The organism is Aequorivita echinoideorum, from assembly GCF_018476645.1.
GTDB classification, from domain to species: domain Bacteria; phylum Bacteroidota; class Bacteroidia; order Flavobacteriales; family Flavobacteriaceae; genus Aequorivita; species Aequorivita echinoideorum.
This window is the reverse complement of sequence record NZ_JAHCTB010000004.1, coordinates 316,213-336,656: the sequence shown is the minus strand read 5'-3', so window position 1 is coordinate 336,656 and position 20,444 is coordinate 316,213. Positions and strand designations below refer to the sequence as shown.

The window sequence follows — 20,444 nt, the reverse complement described above, 5'->3', positions numbered from 1 at the left end:
GTGTCCATTTGTTAATTTTAAAAAAAGTGTGTGGTAAAAATATAAATTCCCCCAAATAAGTGGGGGAATTATATTTTTATATTGAAAATTATTGATGCGTCTGCATTTTTTCCTTGCGTTTTTGAAGTTGTGCACTTACTTCATTAATTGCCTTTGCCGTGGCAGCTTCAAAAGAAGCATTTGAGTTTTCAGCGAAGATGGTAGGTCCGGGCATACTTATGCGAATGCTACATATTTTTCCTTCTTCAGGATTGCTTGTGTTTTCTTTTTTGAAATAAACGTCTGCCCCAACTATAAAATCATATTTATTTTCAAGCTTGTTCAGCTTTTCGGTGATCATGGCTTCCAGTCTTGGACTGGCCGAAACTTCGTGGTACTCAAAATTAATGTTCATATATCAAGTTTTTTTTATTATCAATTTTAAAGATACAATAGCACAAAATCCAGTACAAACTTTTAATATGATTTTGTGAAACTATTGCGGCAAGTGGCCGCTGGGTTCATCAGAATCTTTAATTGTCATGGATGCAATAATTCCCGCGGAAAGGCAAACGGCAATAACGGCCAAGGAAAGCCATTCCGGCAATTCTATATGGTGTGAAAAAATCATTTTTAAACCAACAAATGCCAAAATAGCAACGAGGCTATAATTGATGTACCTAAATTTCTGGAGCATTCTGGAAATCAAAAAATACATGGATCGAAGTCCAAGAATTGCAAGTATGTTTGAACTAAAAACAATAAAAGGATCAGCCGTTATAGCGAGAATAGCGGGAATGCTATCCAGCGCAAAAAGAATATCCGTGAGTTCAATAATTATTAATGCAACGAAAAGGGGAGTGGCAGCGCGAACACCCATTTTTCGGATAAAAAACTTATCGCCTTCCATTTTAGTTGTCAATGGAAATAATTTTCTAAGGAATTTATAAACTTTGGAATGCTTGGGATCAAATTCTTCTTCCTTGTGCATGAGCATTCTGTATGCTGTGATTAACAGGAAAGCCCCGAAAACATATACGATCCAATCAAATTTATTGATGAGCGCCACACCAAACAAAATCATCAAAGCTCTAAAGATAATGGCTCCCAAAATTCCCCAGAACAAAACTTCGTGCTGGAATTTTGCCGGAATCGCGAATGAAGAGAAAATTACGGCTATCACAAAAACGTTATCGATGCTTAATGAAAGTTCAATTAAATATCCCGTAATATATTTCAGGACGGCATTATTTGGAGAGAGGTTTGTTGGATTTTCTATGAGTCCTGCGCTGAAAAGCCAATAGATAATTCCTGAAAATGCAAGCGCCACGCTTACCCAAACGGTTGTCCAAATTGCAGCCTCCTTCGTTTTTATTACGTGCGGCGTTCTATTAAACACACCAAGATCAAGCGCCAAAAATAAAATGATGAATGCTATAAATATTCCCCAGACCATATTTTAAAATTTTCAAACAAAAATAAGCGCAAATAGATTTATTGGTTACAGGAAAATGTTAATAATCATAAGAACCGTTAAAACTTTTTTAAAGAAGATTTTAGTTTAACCCAATCATAGTAAATTGAAAATTAAAAAAAATGAACGTAAAACAAGAACACTTGAAAGAAACAAACCCAGAGCACGAAATTCTTGACATTTTAAAGAATAGATGGAGCCCGCGTGCTTTTTCGGATAAAAAAATTACAGAAAAAGAAGTGAAAATTTTATTGGAAGCAGGCCGGTGGGCACCTAGCGCTTTCAATGTTCAGCCCTGGAGAATAATTTGGGGAATAAAAGGCACTGAAACGTATGACAGACTTTACAATTGTCTGGATGAATTTAATCAAAGTTGGGCAGATAATGCACAGGTTTTGATGGCAGGTGCTTTCAAAAAAACCAAGGAAGGTGACAAAGAGAATTTTCACGCCTTGCACGACCTAGGCCTTTTTATGGCAAACGTTTATACCCAAGCCCACAGTATGGGAATCGCTACGCACCAGATGGCCGGAATTGATTTCAAAAAGGCACAAAAAGAATTTAAAATTCCTGAAGATTTTCACGTTGCAACCGGTATTGCTCTCGGTTATTATGGAGGAGATGCTTCTGTATTGCCTGAGGATTTGCAGGAAAAGGAAAACAAGCAGAAACGTGAACGAAAACCACAGAGTGAATTTGCGTTTAATGGAAATTTCCAAAATAAAAATTAAGGGCTATGGAAAAAAAAGAAAAAAAATACGCAGATTTTCAGGATGATTACAAACGTTCATCCAATTTCAATAAGGTTGTAAAACCAGACGATCTCAACATTGCCGGAAACGGAAAAGTGAAATTGGACGAAGATAAAAAAGCAAAAGCGGAGGAGGATAAGAAAAAAATATCTGATGCTTTTGAAAAAATAGATTCTGAGGAAGAATAAGTTGAAGCATATTTTAATAGGAGGGAAGTTGAATAATATAAGATTCCTATTTTGATTACATATTAAGGGGTTTTATTTCTGGGTGATTAGTTTTACTTTTAAGAAATAAAACCTTTTCGTTTTGTTTAGTTCAAACGGAATAGACTTTATAAATCCTAATAAATAATTGATATTTCAGAAAATCTAAAAGTGTTAGCAATGTTGAAATTTAGCCAAGATAATCTTCCTGAATTAGATTTTAAAAAAGCCGTAAAAAAGCCTATTCCCATAAAATGCGTTCAAATAGATGATGATTTTGAGGTGGAGACTATGGAAGGTCTCATGAAAGGAAAAAAAGGAGATTGGTTAATGATAGGCATTACAGGGGAGGTGTACGCCTGTGACCGCGAAATTTTTGAAAAGACGTACATAGTAAAAGAATAAGCCATTAATTTTCTATTTATACGTCCTTATTATTTGTTTCGGGATGTTATTTTTCGAATAGAGACAAATAATTTCTTCTGAATAAAATTTTTGTACAGCAAAATTGATTAATTAAATTTCTAAGAATCAATTTTTTAAGCTAAATTCATCTTACAATTAACGCTAACGTTTTTTGAGATGGCAGCAAAAATTTTTATAAGCTATTCTAGACGGGATACGGCCTATGTTTCAACCTTGGTGGAAGCTTTGCGCAAACAGGGCTTTGAAGTTTGGTTCGATAAAAATATACGAACGGGAACCGATTGGGACGATACCATAGAGGAAGAGCTGAAAAGGGCGGATGCCGTGGTACTCATTCTCTCCAAAACATCGGTAGAATCTGAAAATGTAAAGGATGAAATTTCGTATGCCATAGGACTGGACAAACCAGTGAATCCCATAAAAATTGAAGATTGCGATGTGCCGATGCGGTTGGCGCGAAAACAGTTTGTAGATTTTACGGTTATGGGCCCCGAATTGGGTTTTGAGCGATTGGTAAAAGATTTGAGAATTAATTTGAATGAGTCCTCAGTCAATGTGGTAAAAAATACATTTCAACCGCCAAAGCAACAAATTTCGGATTCAGGCAACAGAAAAAATTCAAAATCGATTAAGCCATACATTATTGGTGGGGTTTCAGCCATTTTTCTACTTTTTGTTCTCATTTTAATTTTTACGCCGCCTGAAGAAACCACAACTGATGAGGAACCGATAGAAGTTTCAACTGAGGAAAATGATTGGAAAACAGTTTATGATAAGCATAATTTGGATAATTATATTTCATATTTATATAAATATGGAAAAACAGCAAAATATTATGAAGCTGCATATACTGAAATTAATGGATTGATGGGAAATGAGGGAACTGTTTGGTATGGAACCAAGGGCGGGGAAATGCATTGCGCAAAATATTTGTTTTACGCCGGGGATGCCAATTCGCCGCCACAAATTGAAGATATTATTACACCTATTTACAGAGCGGAATTGTTTGAAGGGAAAAATTATGCTCAAAATGGACGGTACGTGCAGCCTGGGCAAAAATTGCTTGTTCAGGAAGTTTGGGTAGATATGAACAATAACATTTGGGCGGGAGTAAGGTTTAAATAGTCCTAAACAATACAAAGAAAATTTGAGGAGAAGAGCATACGATAAAAAAGATTAAATTTTCAAATATTCTATTTTACATAATATAAATTATAGTTCAAATGATTTTTGAAGATTTTATTATTCCTTTTTGATTGCTTTTATTTTCGATTCTATCAAATCCTTTTATAACAGTCAATCAAAAATGGCAGATTGTTCATATACTGAACTATGTGGAGTTCATTTGCAAAGCAGCGATAATTCCGAGTATCTATCATACCATTTATGAACGTGATTGATATATAATCCATATCAAACATAAATGTTCCAAAATTGGTCTGCATATTATTTCTAATAACCTGAAAAGAAAAATTATTATTGAAAATAATAACCTCATTTGGCGTTACGGGAACATTCTGCAGATTTTGTACGGTGCGTATCCGCTGCCATCGGCCATATAAAAAATTGGGTGTATGATATTGGTTTGCTAATCGTTTTTGAATTTGAACATCATCGGAATACGTAGCAATATTCTTTAAAATATCATTCAAAATTCTATCCTGGATTTCTGGAGCTCTTTCCTTTGTGCTGGGTAAAAGTGCATTCAATTTATCAAAAATTATCCGCGTGGTATCGCTGCGATTTTGAAAATCTGAAATCAAGATTTTTATATCCTCTATTTCTACATCCTTTGCTGCCATCAATTTTTCAATGCGAAATAACAAAGACGCCTGCTCAGCTTCAGATATGGAATTTTCTTTTCTAATTTGTGAGTGAATTAAACTTAATTCAGAAAAGGGAATCTCAGGTTCCCTTGCGTCAAGATTTAACACCACGTTGAAGTCTCCCCGATCCTCAATTCCCTTGAGGATACGTGCCAAAACATTTTTCCTGGCTTTATCGTCCGGTTTATAAGAAGTAATATTTTTCCCTTTTAAAAAATCTGGAATAAAGGCTTCCTTTAAATCGTCAACCTTTAGAATAACCATATATTGCCCCAGATTTTGTGCATATTGTAATTCTGCCAAACACGCCTTGGAGTTATTGCTGTCATTGCTAAGCACAAAAATGAAAACATCGCAATTGCGTATTTGGGAGAGAATTTCCTTCCACCACTCCGCTCCTGCCACAATTTTTGAGTCAAACCAGCATGTATGGTAAATGCTCAAAAAATCAACGAGGTCCACGACTTCCTCTGTTTGCTTTCGCGAATAGCTGAAAAACAGGTTCATAACTGTTTTGTTTTTGGTTGGAATAAATGGCGGGGATAAATTCCTTTAAAGGAATTATAAATATAGAAAGAATCTGTTCAAAAGACAATTAATGAATTTTCAGGAATATATCGGGTCTTTTGAAAATTTGAAAGTAAAAAGGTTTAACTAGAAACAATGATTATTTCTACGTAGTAGGAATACACAAATCAAACTACAATTTAGAGATTCCAATATTAAAAAATTTACCACTAATGGTTCCGGTACCATCAAGAGTGTATTTTATTTCAACAATATCATTTGCCTGAAGAAGAACAGGCGAATTTCCACTGGTACCCCAAAAATCTGAGGCGCTCAAGTTTACGTTACCCGTTGTTAAAAACGAAGCTAAAGCTCCGTTCACATATAACATCACACGGTATTTTTTTGGTCCAGCAGGTAGGTTTGTTGTGGACATGCCAGCCGTGACCAAATAAAGTCCATCGCGTAATATGCGTATGGTCGCATCCTGCGGAGTTGCACTAGTTCCCAAAACCTCATAATAACCCGGTGAATTTTGAATAACGTTGGCGCTGTTTAAAGGTATTGGCAACGGGGTCGTTGTCTGCGCAAATGATTGGTTCTCCTTATTTAAAATGATAGATGGAGTATCGTTATACGTATAAGGAGACCAAATACCATCAATGCGAATATACCATTTGTTTTCCGTTGTGTTATACAGAATTGCACCATCAAGAACATCGGTTATTGCCATCATTTGAGCATTGGTTACACGTGGCATTACCAGTGCACCCGTGGTACTTTCTATTTGGAGCGCACTACCGTCCGCAAGATCTGTGGTATTTATTCCCACTTGGGCATAATTTGGAAATGCAAATAACAAAATCAATAAGGCTATAAAAAGTTGTATGCAATTTTTCATGACCTTAAATTTTTACGATACCTATTTTGAAAAACCTTGCATCCAATGGCACACCACCATTATTCATTACGTATTGTAGGCTAATTGTCTGATTGGCTTCAAAAGGTAACATCATTACACCGCTTGTTCCAAATTCATCATCAGTTTGCATCACCACATTTCCGCGCACCAAATATCCAATTAACGTACTTCCCCGGTAAACTCCTATAATATATTTATGGCTTCCTGCCGGTAGCTCATTGACCGAAAATCCGGCAGTTATAAGATAGTTTCCTTTACGGTTGATGCGTATTGTTCCATTTCCGGTTACTGTAAAGAAAGTTGGCTCATTTGAAACTACCTCACTCTGTCCCAATGGAAATTTGTAGTAGGTATTCGTTGAAGTCTGTACCAGATTATTGTCGTTGTTTGCACCCCAATCTTTGCTCATTACAATAGATGGGAGATCTGGACGGGTAATATTATTCCAAGTGCCAGAGGAAAACATAAATAATGCTGAAAATGTACTGTTGTAAACTATAGAACCTTCTAGTGGATTGATTATGGCATTCATCTGTGTATTGTCCATTCGTGGTGGCACCAATGCGCCATTGGTACTATCAATCTGTAAAGCGCTTCCGGGAGCTGGATTGGTTGTGCCTATTCCCACTTGGGCAGTGGCAGAAACAAAAACGAATAGTATAAGTGCCACAAAAGTGAACACTCCCTTTCCAGGGAACGAGTAGGTGATTTTTTTCATTTGGGGTGAAATAAAAATTCGAAGCAAATGTAAAATTTTTTTCGATAAAAAAAAGTTTTTATTGAAGATAATCGATTGTTATGGTGCTTTTAACGGTAATTTATATGAATAATTCAATTATGTGTAAGAATTGTATTACGAAACGAAATTTGAAACTGAAAGGTCTGAAATTTGTCTGAAAAGCTTTCTTGAAAAAAGAAATGATTCTATTTTTCGGAAAATCGTTTCACCACGATAGAAGATCGTGTGGTTGTAATGAAATAAACGCCTGTTAATAAAATAGCCGCTGCAATAAGGGACTGTATTGTTATTTCTTCATCCAGAAAATACCAGCCTAAAAGCAGTGCTATAATTGGATTCACATAGGTAGATGTAGCAACTTTATCTGGAGAAACCACTTTTAGTAAATAATTGAATGAGGTAAAAGCGATTATACTCCCAAATAAAATCAACAAAATCATCGAAACTTGAACCCCGCTCTCCCACTCTTTCGGTGCAATCCATTTTTCGCCAAAAGCGAAACTGGCTATAGCGAGTGTTATTCCAGCCGTAAACATTTGGTATCCCGTATTTACGAAAAAGTTTTTAGGTAAGTCAGCCTTCCCCACAAATATGCTCCCAAAGGCCCAACTAAGCATGCAGGCAAATATCATAAGCATTCCTATAAGCGATCCTTCTTTTGCGATAATCTCCTTCTGCCCTACCAATAAAAATATTCCAACAATTCCCAATCCAACACCTACAAGAGACATGGGTTTAATTTTTTTTCCTTGAAGAAAATACATCAATATGAGTACTACCAGAGGCTGTGCCGAAATTTCCAACGCAGTAAATCCACTGTCCACAAATTTTAACGCCCAAACTACAAGTCCGTTTCCAAATGACAGGAATAAAAATCCCACGATTACGGTGTTCAAAAATTGTCTTTTCGTTATCCGTAAACTTTTCCCCATAAGTATAGAAATAAGAAAAATAAGAATTCCCGCACAACTAAATCGTACCGAAGCAAGCATAAAAGGGTCAAGTTGGGCTACCGCAATTTTGTTCAGCAAATAAGTAGAGCCCCAGATTACATAAATAGCGAAAAATGCCAGAATTACAAGTGTTGTATTTTTGGGGACGCTCATATATTATAAATTAGGGCGTGAAGGTATTGCTTTAATAAATCTGCCGGAAGAATTTTTCCGGCAGATTTTCATTATTATTCAACTTTGGGATAATCTGTATAACCCTTTTTTCCGGTAGTATAAAAAGTGTCCTCGTCCCACTCTGCCATTGGTTTATTTTTGTCAAACCGCTCTACCAAGTCTGGATTTGAAATGTAAGGTTTCCCAAAAGCTACCAAATCCGCCAGTCCATTTTCCAAAATTGCATTACCCTTTTTTTGGTCAAAATTAGTATTTATCATTAGGGTGCCATTATAAATGGGTCTGTAATGTTCGGCAATATTTGAAACTGCAAATTCAACATTTGATACATCCGTAAAAGGTTCGCTTAAATGAATGTAAGCCAAATTGTAGTTATTTAATTTTGAAATGATATAATCAAAAGTAGGTATAGTTTCCGCATCCATCTTCATTCCGAAGGTTCCATGCAGTGATGGATTAAAGCGTGCACCTATTTTATTTTCAGGCACAACTTGCTTAATGGCGTCAAGCACTTCAAAAAAGAATCGAGCCCTATTTTCAATACTTCCGCCGTAGCCATCACTTCTTTTATTTGAAGTGCCATTGAAAAATTGATGGAAAAGATACCCGTTTGATGAATGGATTTCAACGCCATCAAACCCCGCCTTCATCGCATTTTCCGCAGCATTTTTGAAATCTGATATTGTTTTTTTAATATCCTCAATCGTCATTTCCTTTGGAGTGACCGTTTCCTTAAAACCTTCGGGCGTGTACGATTTTGAATTTGGATTAATGGCAGATGGCGCCAATGGCAAATTGCCATCGTGAAAATCGGGATGCGACATTCTTCCTACGTGCCATAGCTGAATAAAAATTTTTCCTCCCGAATTATGAACACTTTGGGTCACTTTTTTCCATCCTTCCACCTGTGCCTCACTATATATTCCGGGGGTGTTCACGTAACCCACCGCATCTTTTGAAACTTGGGAACCCTCAGTAATTATAAGTCCAGCGGAAGCACGCTGTGCATAATAAATATCGTGAAGTCCTTCTTGGGGGGCATTTTCTGGGTTATCGGCACGACTTCGCGTCATAGGTGCCATAACTACTCGGTTTTTTAGGCTTAAACCGTTTTTGGAATAAGGTTGTAATAGGGGTTGCTCATTTTCCATAATTTTTTTTTGAAATGTAAAATTACGTGTTCATCACGTTTAGACCATTGATATATGATAAGAATAGTTTATGCGTGTATTTATGATGCGGATACTACTTGCCCCTTTTGCGTTTGTTGTAGTTTTTGTCCCCTCTGGTTTTGGGTTTTTTGTACTTCTGTTTAATTATCCTTTTGTATGAACCGCCAAGATTCTCCTTTTTGTTTTTTTCCTTTTTTTCGTGAAAAGCTTCCCCGGCATCCTCATCACGCGCATTTGGGTTATTTGTTTCTACGATTTGAGGCTGTTCTTCCGCAGAAAGCTTTTTTGAAATTTCCACTTCCGCAGGAAATGGAACTTCTTCAATTTGCTGGCCCATCAATCTTTCGATGCGTTCTTTTGATTCCATTTCTTTTTCGGAATAAAACAAAATAGCAGTCCCCTCCTGTGCTGCCCTACCCGTTCGGCCAATACGGTGCATGTAGTTTTCGGGAAATGCAGGTACGTCAAAATTGATAACGTGCGTAATGGCATCCAGATCCAGTCCTCGGGACATAACATCTGTAGTAACAAGCACGCGCGTTTTTTGGGCATTGAAATTTTCAATGGAACGGATACGGTAATTCTGTGTTTTGTTTGAATGGATAACGGCAATTTCATTTCCGAAGATATCATCCAAAATTTCAAAAACCAAATCGGCACTTTTCTTATTTGGCACAAAAACAAGCACTTTTAAAAATTCTTGTTCCTTCTGAAGTAAATGGATAAGCAGGTTTACTTTGGTATAAAAGTTTGGAACTTTGTAGGCCGATTGTGAAATATTTTCCAGAGGCGTACCACTTACGGCAACCGATACCGTTGTGGGAGTGATAAAAAAATCGTGAATGAACGTATTTACCTCTTCGGTCATCGTGGCAGAAAACATAATATTCTGCCGTTTTTTGGGAAGTAGTTCTAAAATATTGGTAAGCTGAAAACGAAATCCCAAGTCCAGCATAACGTCCACTTCATCGATTATCATTTTTTTAACCGATTTAAGTTGAAGCGCGCGGCTCACCACAAGATCATACAATCTGCCGGGCGTTGCAACGATAATATCCGCACCTTTGGCCACTGCTTCTTTTTGCCTATTGATATTGGTGCCACCATATACGCCAATAGTGCGTACCGTCATATATTTTGAAAATTTCTCAATTTCCTCCACCACTTGCAGTACAAGCTCACGCGTGGGCACGAGAACCAAAACACGCGGATGGATTTCTTTTGAAAAGGGCAAATTTTGAAGCACGGGAAGCATATAAGCTAATGTTTTTCCCGTTCCGGTCTGCGCTATTCCCACCACATCAGCTCCAGACATAAGTACCGAAAAAGATTGCTCCTGAATGGGTGTTGGCCGTTCAAAACCCAAATCGGTTACTGCATTGTAAAGTTGCTTGCTTATATTGAATTCGCTAAAAGATTCCATCGCTGTTTATTTGCCGTAAAAGTAAGGTTTTAAAAACAAGCAAAAGCGAAGTTTCTGCTTCGGGAAAACAATTGAAATCAAAAACCGGGTTTATTCAGAAAATATAAAAAACGTTATGGATTCATTTTTTGAAGTGCTTTATTTACGTAATCCACACCGAAGTTTGCGTCAAGATTCATGGATTCTTCCCGTCCAAGGGTGTAATAAATATGGTTGGTGCCAGCTTTTGAAAAACAGACAATTAAATCTGCCAACACATTATACGCTCCCTTCGTTTTCTTTGCGGTACTTGTCAACTCGCTATAGCTTCGCGAAGCAAATTTTGAACAATCAACTGCTTCATCCTTATGGTTTATGTAGCTTTTTGCGGCAATAACCTGGCACCCTGCCGAAAAATTTGAAGTACCAATACCAGACCAGTGTATATTTATGCTTTTATTCACTTGAATACTATTGGGTTTATTAAGGTCTGCTGGGGTCATTGCGTTGTCGTTGTTCCAGTCACGAAGCACCATCACGCCATTGTAATCATAAGGTTTTAGGGCTCGGTATATTTTATTTTCATCTGAAATTTTATGCCAACCAAATCGATATTTATGCTGTCCTTCCACTAAAAATGGTTCGTCCTTTCTGCCCGCCATACTGGAACTAGGATCAGTTGATCCCCAAAATTTAAACACCATTCCATTAATTAACAGGATAAATAGATCATCATTTTGCCGTGTGTTCACACTTACATCCTGTTTTCGGCGAATACCAATTAAATGTATTTCATTAGAATCAAAATTCCAATCAGAGACTTTTAAAGTAGCATAAGTTTTGGAAAGTGAATTTACATGCTTCATTACAGGGCCCGGATTATTTTTGTAATATTCTTTCGATTTTTTGAGCAAGTTCATCCAATTTCTATATTCTTCAGAAGGATTGGCAGCACTGGCCTTTCCCCAATCTGAAATTAGCCCCGAAGCCTTCCAGCGGTTAACATGTTTCATCGTCATGTTGCCTACAACTCCATCCGGAACCATTATTTTATCACCGTGTGGATCCACGGTCCGCACATATTCCTGAAACAATCTGGCAGCGGCCTGTGTAACATAATCAAAGACTCCATCTACGACGCCCCTTGGCATAAATCCTGCTTTGAATAAAAATGTTTGAAGCTCAGCTACTTTCCTTTCATTTTCCTGTCTGAAAGATCGCCATGTAGTTCTATCATCATCGCGAAATGAAACCTTATTCACTAAAATCCCATCCTTGTGATAAGAAGCTAAAAATTGTTTTCGGTCTGCGGGATAGCTGCCAGCATCGCAGCTTCCCAAATAAATTGTTCCCATATTTAATTTTTTAGTTAGTTAAAAAAGAAATGCAGCAAACCAAAACCTTTAATTGAACACGGTAAAAAATAAATTAAAGAGTTTAGGTTCTGTAAGAGAGGAGATTAGGAATAAATATAGTGATTTTTTCAAGTAAAAATCAAAGAATTTTTAAAAAGGAAGTTTATTTGGATTTTTCTCATTCGTTCTAAATGAAACATTTTCTGAAAACTTATCTAGCAACAATTGCAGCTTAGGCTTTATATATTTTTGGCAAAATGGACGATTTACATCAGAATAATAATAGTTGAGAAGTTCCTCACGGGAAGATTGAAACTGGTGAAAAGGTAAGATTTGTGTAATTAGCGTGTCATCAAAGCTATTTTGAAGTTTTTTCAGAATAGAAATACATTCAGTCTTCTGAACTTCAGAAAAATAATAGATGGCAGACCGATATTTTTTGCGCATCCTGTGATTTACTGTGCTCTTATGGGTATGTAAATGGATTTCAATAAGAGTTTCCAAAGAAATTTCTTTACTCTTGAAAGAAATTAAAATCGCTTCGGAAAAGTTTTCATTTTCGCCCGTAGAAGCCACAAAGCCCTGTGAAACGCTTTGTACGCCAATCAATGATTGAAAAACAGCTTCGGTACACCAATGGCAACCACCGCCCAGCGCTATTTGGGATAAAATTGGATGTTCTTCGTCAATCAATCGTCCTTTTTCACTTTTGAAATCTGCCCTTGGTAGGTAATGCTGGTTCGGTTTCTACTATTGATAGTTAGCATTGCATTGCCATTTCTTGAAACTGAAAGTGAAATAGTGAAAATTTCATCATTTGCTTCCACTTTAGCAATAAGCTCATAACCTTTGCTGGTTTTTTCAAGATTATATTCTGATGGAGCACCAGTGAATACCACGCCTCTGTCATTGGAGAACCCACCGCCGGCCCACCCCCTACCATAGTAAGGCATATTGCTCACAATCAATTCTTCAGAAAAAACTATTGAATTAATATTTGAACCCAGATCTACCGGAGCCCAACCCATGGGAAGTGCTGTGAAACCAATAAATTGAAATTTATCTGAATTGATTACGGATTCTATATTATTTTGTACACTCAGATTTTTTTCGGAATCACTTTCTTGCGACCACATATTTCCAAATGTCAAAATGCAGCTGATAATAAAAAGATATTTTTTCATAATTTTTTTGGAATTTAAATACATTTATTATGCCAAGCAGACTACATAACTTTAGAGGCTAAATACCTTTGGACCGCATAGACATCAATACTTTTATTGAATTTTTTACTTACAGTTGGAGTGTCCTCGCTAGAAATCCAAATTTTCAATTCTGCGTCCAGATCAAATGTTCCTGCCGTTTCAAGGGAAAATCTTGAAATATTCTTGTAGGGCATACTTTTATACTCCACCTTGCTCCCCGTTAATCCTTGAACATCAACTAAAATAAGTCTTTTGTTGGTAAACATAAATACATCGCGAAGCAAGGTAAATCCCAGCTCTACCGTCTCGTCTTTAACTAGAAGGCGCGCGTATTTTTCGTTTAACTTTTCCGGAGCCACCTCGCTGGCATTGCCCAATATTTTTCCTAAAATGCTCATTTTTTTGTCTCTTTATATTTTTTAAATATAATACTATAAAGATTTGCACCACAATAAATATGAGGATTGTAGAAAACTTTGTTATAAACAAATATGGGAATAGACGAGCTACAATCGAAATAAATGAATTTATAGTTTTATTTATTTCGATTGTAACAACACTAAAATAGTTGCGTCCTATAAAACATATTGAATTAGCCAATGAGTTTAGTAATAAAAATCAGAAACATTACTCGCGATTTTCCTCTGGGAAATGAAATAGTTAAAGTTTTAAAAGGAATTGACCTCGATATAGAGCGCGGCGAATACGTTGCGCTCATGGGGCCATCCGGTTCCGGGAAATCTACTCTCATGAATCTTTTGGGATGTCTTGACACGCCTACATCCGGCAGTTACGAACTTAACGGAAAAGATGTAAGCAACATGACGGATGACGAGCTTGCGGACATCAGAAACAAAGAAATTGGCTTCGTGTTTCAAACTTTTAACCTTCTCCCCCGTACTACCGCCTTGGAAAATGTTGCGCTGCCCATGATTTACGCGGGTGCTTCAAAAGCGGAAAGAACGGAGCGCGCCAAAGAAGTTTTAACAAATGTGGGACTTGCCGATAGAATGGACCACAAGCCAAATCAACTTTCTGGCGGACAGCGGCAACGTGTGGCGGTTGGCAGAGCTTTGGTCAACAAACCGTCCATCATTTTAGCCGATGAACCTACGGGAAATCTGGATTCAAAAACTTCAGTGGAAATTATGAAGCTTTTTGATGAAATTCACCACGCGGGAAATACCGTAATCCTTGTCACGCACGAAGAAGAAATCGCCGAACACGCCCATAGGATTATAAGGCTTCGGGATGGTGTGGTTGAAAGTGACACAAAAAAAGAAGTGGGCAGTGGACACGCACAGTGAGCAGTGAATCAATTTCAATAATTCGTAAATCCTAACTTCCAGTTTTTAGTTTTCATTTCATGGGTTTACCTTTTACATTTCTCTGTTCTATCTTTGGAAAAAAAATTTCATCCATTTAAACTACATAATGTTTTTATTAGGTATCGCAATCGTTTTATTCGCAATTTTTCTTTGGAACAGGCGCAATGCAGCCAACCAGCGCCAGCGCCGCAATCGAAATTTTCGAAGCAGCTATTATGAGCGTAAAAAAGAACGAGAGAGAGAAAAACCCTAAAAAGTTTACAGGGGCAGTGTTCAGTTTCAGTGTAGTGTAGCGGTACGAATGTAGACAATTCATGGTGTTTCTTTTCGTTATTTGTAAATTTGCGTTACCATAATTCCTAAAAATTTTAAAAACAATGAAAATATATACCAAAACCGGCGACGCTGGCACTACGGCCCTCTTTGGCGGAACTCGCGTTCCAAAACACAGCATCCGTATTGAAAGTTATGGAACCGTGGATGAATTAAATTCATATTTGGGATTGATCCGCAGTCAACAAATTGACGCTCGCAGTAAGGAAATATTGGTTCATATACAGGATCGCCTTTTTACACTTGGAGCCATTTTGGCAACAGATCCGGCAAAGGCCGTTCTCAAAAACGGAAAAGAGCGCTTAAACATCCCGAAGATTACGGAGGATGATATTACATTACTGGAGACAGAAATGGACAAGATGAATGATGCATTACCAGAAATGACACATTTTATTTTGCCCGGCGGTAATACGGTGGTGTCATATTGTCACGTAGCACGCTGTATCTGCCGTCGCTCAGAACGCTGGACTTCACGGTTAAATGAAGAACAGCCCGTTGAAAGCACTGTTTTAAAATATTTGAATAGATTGTCTGATTACCTATTTGTGCTGGCACGGAAATTGTCAAAAGACCAGCAAGCTGAGGAAATACAATGGATTCCGCAAAAGCTTTAGCTAACGGCTTAACTGCCTTTAATCAATTGAAATTTTCTTTGCATAAAGAATTTAGAAAATGGTTTTTTAAGGTTAGTATTTAAACCAATGAACGTTCTTTAAAATATAGCAGAAATAATTACGATTTTTCTTGACTTTTTAATCTAAAAAATTACTTTTGCAGAAAATTAAAACCTAAGTGTTATGTACTGGACATTAGAATTGGCATCCTACTTAAGTGATGCGCCCTGGCCGGCTTCAAAAGATGAGTTGATAGATTACGCGATCAGGACCGGTGCCCCGCTAGAAGTAGTGGAAAACCTTCAGGCAATTGAGGATGAAGGAGACTCTTATGACTCTATTGAGGAAATTTGGGCAGACTATCCAACAGATGATGACTATCTGTGGAATGAGGACGAATATTAATCCCAATTAATTGGGTATCAGAATAAATCAAAATTAAAAGTCTCTTTGGGAGACTTTTTTTTATTTAAAAAGTATAATTTACCATATATGTAAATTTTCAACTTAAAATGAAGATTTCATAATTTACGAATAATAGCCTAGAATCGTATTTTTGTAATCAGGCATTTTGCAAAGTTTATAATCAATGTTGCTTAGCGGCATTCAAAAAATAATTAGGGCTGTTTTAGAGAACGCTCTTAACAAAGTAAACAATCATGGGAATATTAGATAACGTATTAAAAATTTTCGTAGGAGATAAATCAAAAAAGGATATCAGCCAGATCCAGCCTCTTGTAAATGAAATAAAAAAACACGAAGAGGCGCTCCAAAAGCTTTCCCACGATGAACTTCGTGCCAAGTCAGATTTTTTCAGAAAAGAAATAAAAGACGCCCAAAAAGATATTCAGGACCAGATTGATAGTCTTGAGAAGCAATCACACGAAGAGCAGGACATCAATAAAAAAGAAGAATTTTACAACCAGATCGATAAGCTAAAAGACGATAGGTACGAGGTTGAAAAAGCTACACTTACAAAAATTCTTCCCGAAGCCTTCGCCGTAATGAAGGAAACCGCAAAACGCTTCAAGGAAAATGAAACCCTTACCGTTACCGCAAATCCGTACGACCGTGAAATTTCCGCAGAAAAGGAATACGTTGCGCTTGAAGGGGAAAAAGCAATTTGGCAAAACTCTTGGGATGCCGCCGGAAAAGAAGTAACGTGGGATATGCTCCATTATGATGTTCAGCTGATTGGTGGTGTCGCCCTTCACGAAGGGAAAGTTGCCGAAATGCAAACTGGGGAAGGTAAAACCCTAGTTGCCACCTTGCCTATGTACCTCAACGCCCTTGCCGGAAACGGCGTGCACCTTGTAACGGTGAATGATTATTTGGCAAAGCGTGATAGCGCTTGGATGGCGCCTTTGTTCGAGTTCCACGGAATGCGCGTAGATTGTATTGACAATCACCGTCCCAATTCTGCGGCCCGTAGAAAGGCATATATGGCAGATATTACCTATGGAACCAATAATGAGTTTGGTTTTGATTATCTGCGCGATAACATGGCACATTCCCCAGACGATCTTGTACAGCGCCCGCACCATTACGCCATTGTGGATGAGGTGGATTCGGTATTGATTGATGATGCGCGTACGCCCTTGATCATCTCTGGTCCGGTGCCTGAAGGTGACCGCCACGAATTCAATGAATTGAAGCCGAAAATCCACGACATTGTTGAAGTGCAGCGGAGATATTTAACAGGTGTTCTTTCTGAAGCGAAAAAACTTATCAAGGATGGTGATCAAAAAGAAGGCGGATTCCAATTGCTTCGTGTATATCGCGGACTTCCAAAGAATAAAGCACTTATAAAATTTCTTTCCGAAGAAGGCGTTCGCCAAATTCTTCAGAAAACGGAAAACCATTATATGAGCGACAACAACCGCGAAATGCCGAAGGTTGACGCCGAGCTTTATTTTGTTATCGATGAAAAAAACAATCAGATAGAACTTACCGATAAAGGGGTGAATTACCTTTCCGGTGAAAATGACCCAGATTTCTTCGTAATGCCAGAAATAGGAACAGCTATTGCGCAGATTGAAGGTAAAGGGCTTTCCAAAGAAGAAGAAATCGCCAAAAAAGAAGAGCTTTTCCGTGATTTCGCCATTAAAAGTGAGCGAATTCATACGATGAATCAATTGCTGAAAGCATATACTTTATTTGAAAAAGACACGCAGTATGTGGTCATGGAAAATAAAGTAATGATTGTGGATGAGCAGACTGGGCGTATCATGGACGGCCGCCGTTACAGCGATGGGCTTCACCAAGCAATTGAGGCCAAGGAAAATGTGAAAATTGAAGCTGCCACACAAACATTCGCTACCGTTACACTTCAAAATTACTTTAGAATGTACCGCAAACTTTCGGGGATGACGGGTACAGCAGTCACTGAGGCAGGGGAACTTTGGGAAATCTACAAGCTGGATGTTGTTGAAATACCAACCAACAGACCCATTGCGCGCCACGACCGCGAGGACAAAATCTACAAAACAAAAAGAGAAAAGTACAACGCCGTTGCGGAAGAAGTTGTCGCACTCTCGCATGCAGGAAGACCAGTGCTTATTGGTACCACTTCCGTTGAAATTTCAGAGTTATTGAGCCGGATGTTGAGTATCAAAAACATTCCGCATAATGTATTGAACGCAAAATTGCACAAACGCGAGGCAGATATTGTTGCCGAAGCCGGAAAAAGCGGAATTGTGACCATTGCTACCAATATGGCGGGCCGTGGTACGGATATTAAGTTGAGCAAGGAAGTAAAAGATGCGGGAGGACTTGCCATTGTGGGTACGGAGCGTCACGACAGCCGCCGCGTGGACAGACAGTTACGCGGTCGTAGCGGCCGACAGGGAGATCCGGGAAGCTCACAGTTTTATGTGTCTTTGGAAGATAACTTGATGCGCCTCTTCGGGAGTGAGCGTATTGCCAAAATGATGGACCGTATGGGCCTGAAGGAAGGCGAAGTTATTCAGCATAGTATGATTTCAAAATCCATTGAGCGCGCGCAGAAAAAAGTGGAGGAAAACAACTTTGGTATCCGTAAAAGATTGCTTGAATATGATGATGTAATGAATGCGCAACGCGAGGTGGTTTACAAACGCAGATACCACGCATTATTTGGTGCAAGGCTTCGTGTGGACATTGCAAACATGATTTATGACACTGCTGAAGTGGTTGCAGAAAGCAATAAAATGGCGCAGGATTACAAAAATTTTGAATTTGAATTGATCCGTTTTTTCTCGATGAGCTCCCCTATTTCAGAAAATGAATTTTCAAAAATGGATGCCCGCGAGATTGCCGGAAAAATATACAAAGCCGCCTACGAGCACTACCAAAACAAAATGGCCCGTAATGCTGAAATGGCCTTCCCGGTAATCAAGAATGTTTACGAAACTCAGAAAGATAGATACAAGCGAATTCTGGTACCATTCACTGATGGCGTAAAAACATTGAACGTAGCTACGGACTTGGAAAAAGCTTATGAAACCGAAGGGAAACAATTGGTAAACGATTTTGAAAAAAATATAACCCTCGCCATTATTGACGATGCCTGGAAAACGCATTTGCGAAAAATGGACGAGTTGAAACAATCGGTTCAGCTTGCCGTACATGAGCAGAAAGATCCATTGCTTATTTATAAGTTTGAAGCGTTTGAGCTTTTTAAAGCGATGATTGAGAAAGTAAATAAAGATGTAATTTCATTCTTATTTAAAGGAGAGCTTCCGCAGGAAAACCAACAGGCTTTCCAAGAAGCGCGGGAAGTGAAACAGAAAGAAAAACTGAGCGAGCAAAAAGAGGAAATACCCAATATGGATGAGCGCAGCGCGCAGGCTAGAGCGGCCGGGAATACACAACCGCAGCGCCAGCAGGTTACGGAAACCATTACCCGCGAGCGCCCTAAGATTAACCGTAACGAAAAGGTGACCATCAAAAATGTGATGAGCGGTGAAAATAAGGAAATGAAATTTAAGCAAGCCATTCCACTTTTGGATAAGGGAGATTGGGTTTTGGTTGATGAGTAGTTAGTAGTTGAATATGTTATTGATTTAAAAAATCCTTTCACAAATTAGTGAAGGGATTTTTTTTTGAATTGTGAGTTGTACCTTTTGAAATGGAAGTTGGAGTGTATGGAATAGAAATTGGAGCATTCGAAATGCGAATTGGAGCTTCCGAATTGGGAATTGGAGCGTCGATATTGTGAATTGGAACTTCCGAATTGGGAGTTGGAGCGTCGGTATTGTGAATTGGAACTTCCGAAATGAAAGTTGGAGCATTCGAATTGGGAGTTGGAGCATCCTAAATGGCTTCAGAAATAAGATTTTTATGAAGTGTACTCCTTTTTTTCATAATTTAGTTTCACTATTCAACCCTTAAAACCAAATGATTATGAAAAAATTTTTTATTACCTGCACCGCAATTGCCCTTTGTTTTGTTTCCTGTAATAATGAAAACAAAAAGGCAACGGAAAACGAAAGCGACGTAGTTGTTGCAGACACTACCGCCACCGAAGCGCCAGAGATGGCGGAAGAACCTATGGATTCAATTGCCATGCAGAAAGCGTGGGAAAATTATATGACACCCGGCGAACCGCACCAATGGCTGGCAAAAGAGGAAGGCACTTGGAATGCTGAAATGACTTTTTGGATGGGCCCAGATGCGCCACCGGAAAAAGCGAACAGCACGGCAAACATAAAAATGATCTTGGGTGGTCGCTATCAAGAAGCCGTCTACACTGGAGAAATGATGGGTATGCCTTTTGAAGGAAGATCAACGATAGGGTATGACAACGCGGCAAAAAAATGGACTTCAACCTGGATTGATAATATGGGCACAGGTATTATGATTATGAACGGAACGAGTGAGGATGGAGGAAAGACATCGAATTTTGAAGGTACATTCGTTGATCCTATGACCGGAAAGGAGAAGAAGATGCGCGAAACCTACACTGTAGTGGACGAAAACACCCGCAAGATGGAAATGTTTAATCAAGCTCCCAACGGCAGTGAATATAAAAGTATGGAAATTCTATTGACCAGAAAGTGATTGGTGATTGCTGATTGGCGATTAGTAATTAGTA

The 20,444-nt window shown here is 38.3% G+C and carries 22 protein-coding genes; 10 read left to right on the top strand and 12 right to left on the bottom strand.

Features of this window, described 5'->3' with window-relative positions:
- Positions 1 to 88: 88 nt before the first annotated feature.
- A complete protein-coding gene (gene hpf / locus KIV10_RS10855; RefSeq protein WP_214113544.1) occupies positions 89 to 394 on the bottom strand; it encodes a ribosome hibernation-promoting factor, HPF/YfiA family in 306 nt (101 codons plus the stop codon).
- An 81-nt stretch (positions 395 to 475) separates the two neighbouring features.
- The gene (locus KIV10_RS10850) at positions 476 to 1,435 is read right to left on the bottom strand and encodes a TerC family protein (RefSeq protein ID WP_214113542.1); all 960 of its coding nucleotides are present in this window, start codon (positions 1,433 to 1,435) and stop codon (positions 476 to 478) included.
- A 140-nt stretch (positions 1,436 to 1,575) separates the two neighbouring features.
- Between KIV10_RS10850 and KIV10_RS10845 the strand changes: the two genes are divergently transcribed.
- The 4 genes from KIV10_RS10845 (at position 1,576) to KIV10_RS10830 (ending at position 3,962) form a co-directional block, all read left to right on the top strand.
- Positions 1,576 to 2,184 carry a nitroreductase family protein gene (locus KIV10_RS10845; protein WP_214113540.1) on the top strand — a complete coding sequence of 203 codons (609 nt, stop codon included), beginning with the start codon at positions 1,576 to 1,578 and terminating at the stop codon, positions 2,182 to 2,184.
- Between the two features lie 5 nt (positions 2,185 to 2,189).
- Positions 2,190 to 2,393 carry a hypothetical protein gene (locus KIV10_RS10840; protein ID WP_214113538.1) on the top strand — a complete coding sequence of 68 codons (204 nt, stop codon included), beginning with the start codon at positions 2,190 to 2,192 and terminating at the stop codon, positions 2,391 to 2,393.
- A 198-nt stretch (positions 2,394 to 2,591) separates the two neighbouring features.
- Positions 2,592 to 2,816 carry a PGDYG domain-containing protein gene (locus KIV10_RS10835; protein ID WP_214113536.1) on the top strand — a complete coding sequence of 75 codons (225 nt, stop codon included), beginning with the start codon at positions 2,592 to 2,594 and terminating at the stop codon, positions 2,814 to 2,816.
- A gap of 177 nt (positions 2,817 to 2,993) precedes the next feature.
- Entirely contained in the window at positions 2,994 to 3,962 is a 969-nt protein-coding gene (locus tag KIV10_RS10830) for a toll/interleukin-1 receptor domain-containing protein (RefSeq protein WP_214113534.1), read from the top strand.
- A 152-nt stretch (positions 3,963 to 4,114) separates the two neighbouring features.
- Here KIV10_RS10830 and KIV10_RS10825 read toward each other — a convergent pair whose 3' ends face one another.
- From KIV10_RS10825 to KIV10_RS10780, 10 genes are all read right to left on the bottom strand, one after another.
- Positions 4,115 to 5,170, bottom strand: a complete 1,056-nt coding sequence (locus KIV10_RS10825; RefSeq protein WP_214113532.1) for a toll/interleukin-1 receptor domain-containing protein — start codon at positions 5,168 to 5,170, stop codon at positions 4,115 to 4,117.
- 193 nt (positions 5,171 to 5,363) lie between these two features.
- The gene (locus tag KIV10_RS10820; RefSeq protein ID WP_214113530.1) at positions 5,364 to 6,071 is read right to left on the bottom strand and encodes a hypothetical protein; all 708 of its coding nucleotides are present in this window, start codon (positions 6,069 to 6,071) and stop codon (positions 5,364 to 5,366) included.
- Positions 6,072 to 6,075: 4 nt separating this feature from the next.
- Positions 6,076 to 6,810, bottom strand: a complete 735-nt coding sequence (locus KIV10_RS10815; protein ID WP_214113528.1) for a hypothetical protein — start codon at positions 6,808 to 6,810, stop codon at positions 6,076 to 6,078.
- Between the two features lie 206 nt (positions 6,811 to 7,016).
- Entirely contained in the window at positions 7,017 to 7,937 is a 921-nt protein-coding gene (locus KIV10_RS10810; protein WP_214113526.1) for an EamA family transporter, read from the bottom strand.
- 74 nt (positions 7,938 to 8,011) lie between these two features.
- Positions 8,012 to 9,109, bottom strand: a complete 1,098-nt coding sequence (locus KIV10_RS10805) for an alkene reductase (protein WP_214113524.1) — start codon at positions 9,107 to 9,109, stop codon at positions 8,012 to 8,014.
- 94 nt (positions 9,110 to 9,203) lie between these two features.
- Positions 9,204 to 10,553, bottom strand: a complete 1,350-nt coding sequence (locus KIV10_RS10800) for a DEAD/DEAH box helicase (RefSeq protein ID WP_214113523.1) — start codon at positions 10,551 to 10,553, stop codon at positions 9,204 to 9,206.
- A 113-nt stretch (positions 10,554 to 10,666) separates the two neighbouring features.
- Positions 10,667 to 11,887 (bottom strand): peptidoglycan-binding domain-containing protein, encoded by a 1,221-nt coding sequence (locus tag KIV10_RS10795; RefSeq protein ID WP_214113521.1) that lies wholly within the window; start codon positions 11,885 to 11,887, stop codon positions 10,667 to 10,669.
- Between the two features lie 150 nt (positions 11,888 to 12,037).
- The gene (locus KIV10_RS10790) at positions 12,038 to 12,580 is read right to left on the bottom strand and encodes a peptide-methionine (S)-S-oxide reductase (RefSeq protein ID WP_246516269.1); all 543 of its coding nucleotides are present in this window, start codon (positions 12,578 to 12,580) and stop codon (positions 12,038 to 12,040) included.
- Positions 12,577 to 13,071 (bottom strand): DUF4251 domain-containing protein, encoded by a 495-nt coding sequence (locus KIV10_RS10785; RefSeq protein ID WP_214113520.1) that lies wholly within the window; start codon positions 13,069 to 13,071, stop codon positions 12,577 to 12,579. Before KIV10_RS10785 ends, KIV10_RS10790 begins: the two co-directional genes overlap by 4 nt.
- A gap of 41 nt (positions 13,072 to 13,112) precedes the next feature.
- The gene (locus KIV10_RS10780) at positions 13,113 to 13,490 is read right to left on the bottom strand and encodes a PH domain-containing protein (RefSeq protein WP_214113519.1); all 378 of its coding nucleotides are present in this window, start codon (positions 13,488 to 13,490) and stop codon (positions 13,113 to 13,115) included.
- A 201-nt stretch (positions 13,491 to 13,691) separates the two neighbouring features.
- Here KIV10_RS10780 and KIV10_RS10775 point away from each other — a divergent pair, with 201 nt between their 5' ends.
- From KIV10_RS10775 to KIV10_RS10755, 6 genes are all read left to right on the top strand, one after another.
- The gene (locus KIV10_RS10775) at positions 13,692 to 14,399 is read left to right on the top strand and encodes an ABC transporter ATP-binding protein (RefSeq protein ID WP_214113518.1); all 708 of its coding nucleotides are present in this window, start codon (positions 13,692 to 13,694) and stop codon (positions 14,397 to 14,399) included.
- A 185-nt stretch (positions 14,400 to 14,584) separates the two neighbouring features.
- Positions 14,585 to 14,713: a hypothetical protein gene (locus tag KIV10_RS14005; protein WP_262898436.1), complete on the top strand. Its 129-nt coding sequence runs from the start codon at positions 14,585 to 14,587 to the stop codon at positions 14,711 to 14,713.
- Between the two features lie 84 nt (positions 14,714 to 14,797).
- Positions 14,798 to 15,370: a cob(I)yrinic acid a,c-diamide adenosyltransferase gene (locus tag KIV10_RS10770; RefSeq protein WP_214113517.1), complete on the top strand. Its 573-nt coding sequence runs from the start codon at positions 14,798 to 14,800 to the stop codon at positions 15,368 to 15,370.
- 183 nt (positions 15,371 to 15,553) lie between these two features.
- Positions 15,554 to 15,775: a DUF2795 domain-containing protein gene (locus KIV10_RS10765; protein ID WP_214113516.1), complete on the top strand. Its 222-nt coding sequence runs from the start codon at positions 15,554 to 15,556 to the stop codon at positions 15,773 to 15,775.
- 254 nt (positions 15,776 to 16,029) lie between these two features.
- On the top strand, positions 16,030 to 19,389 hold the full coding sequence (secA, locus tag KIV10_RS10760; protein ID WP_214113515.1) for a preprotein translocase subunit SecA: 3,360 nt from the start codon (positions 16,030 to 16,032) through the stop codon (positions 19,387 to 19,389).
- Positions 19,390 to 19,753: 364 nt separating this feature from the next.
- Positions 19,754 to 20,410, top strand: coding sequence for a DUF1579 domain-containing protein (locus KIV10_RS10755; RefSeq protein WP_214113514.1), 657 nt, complete (start codon positions 19,754 to 19,756; stop codon positions 20,408 to 20,410).
- Positions 20,411 to 20,444: the final 34 nt, after the last annotated feature.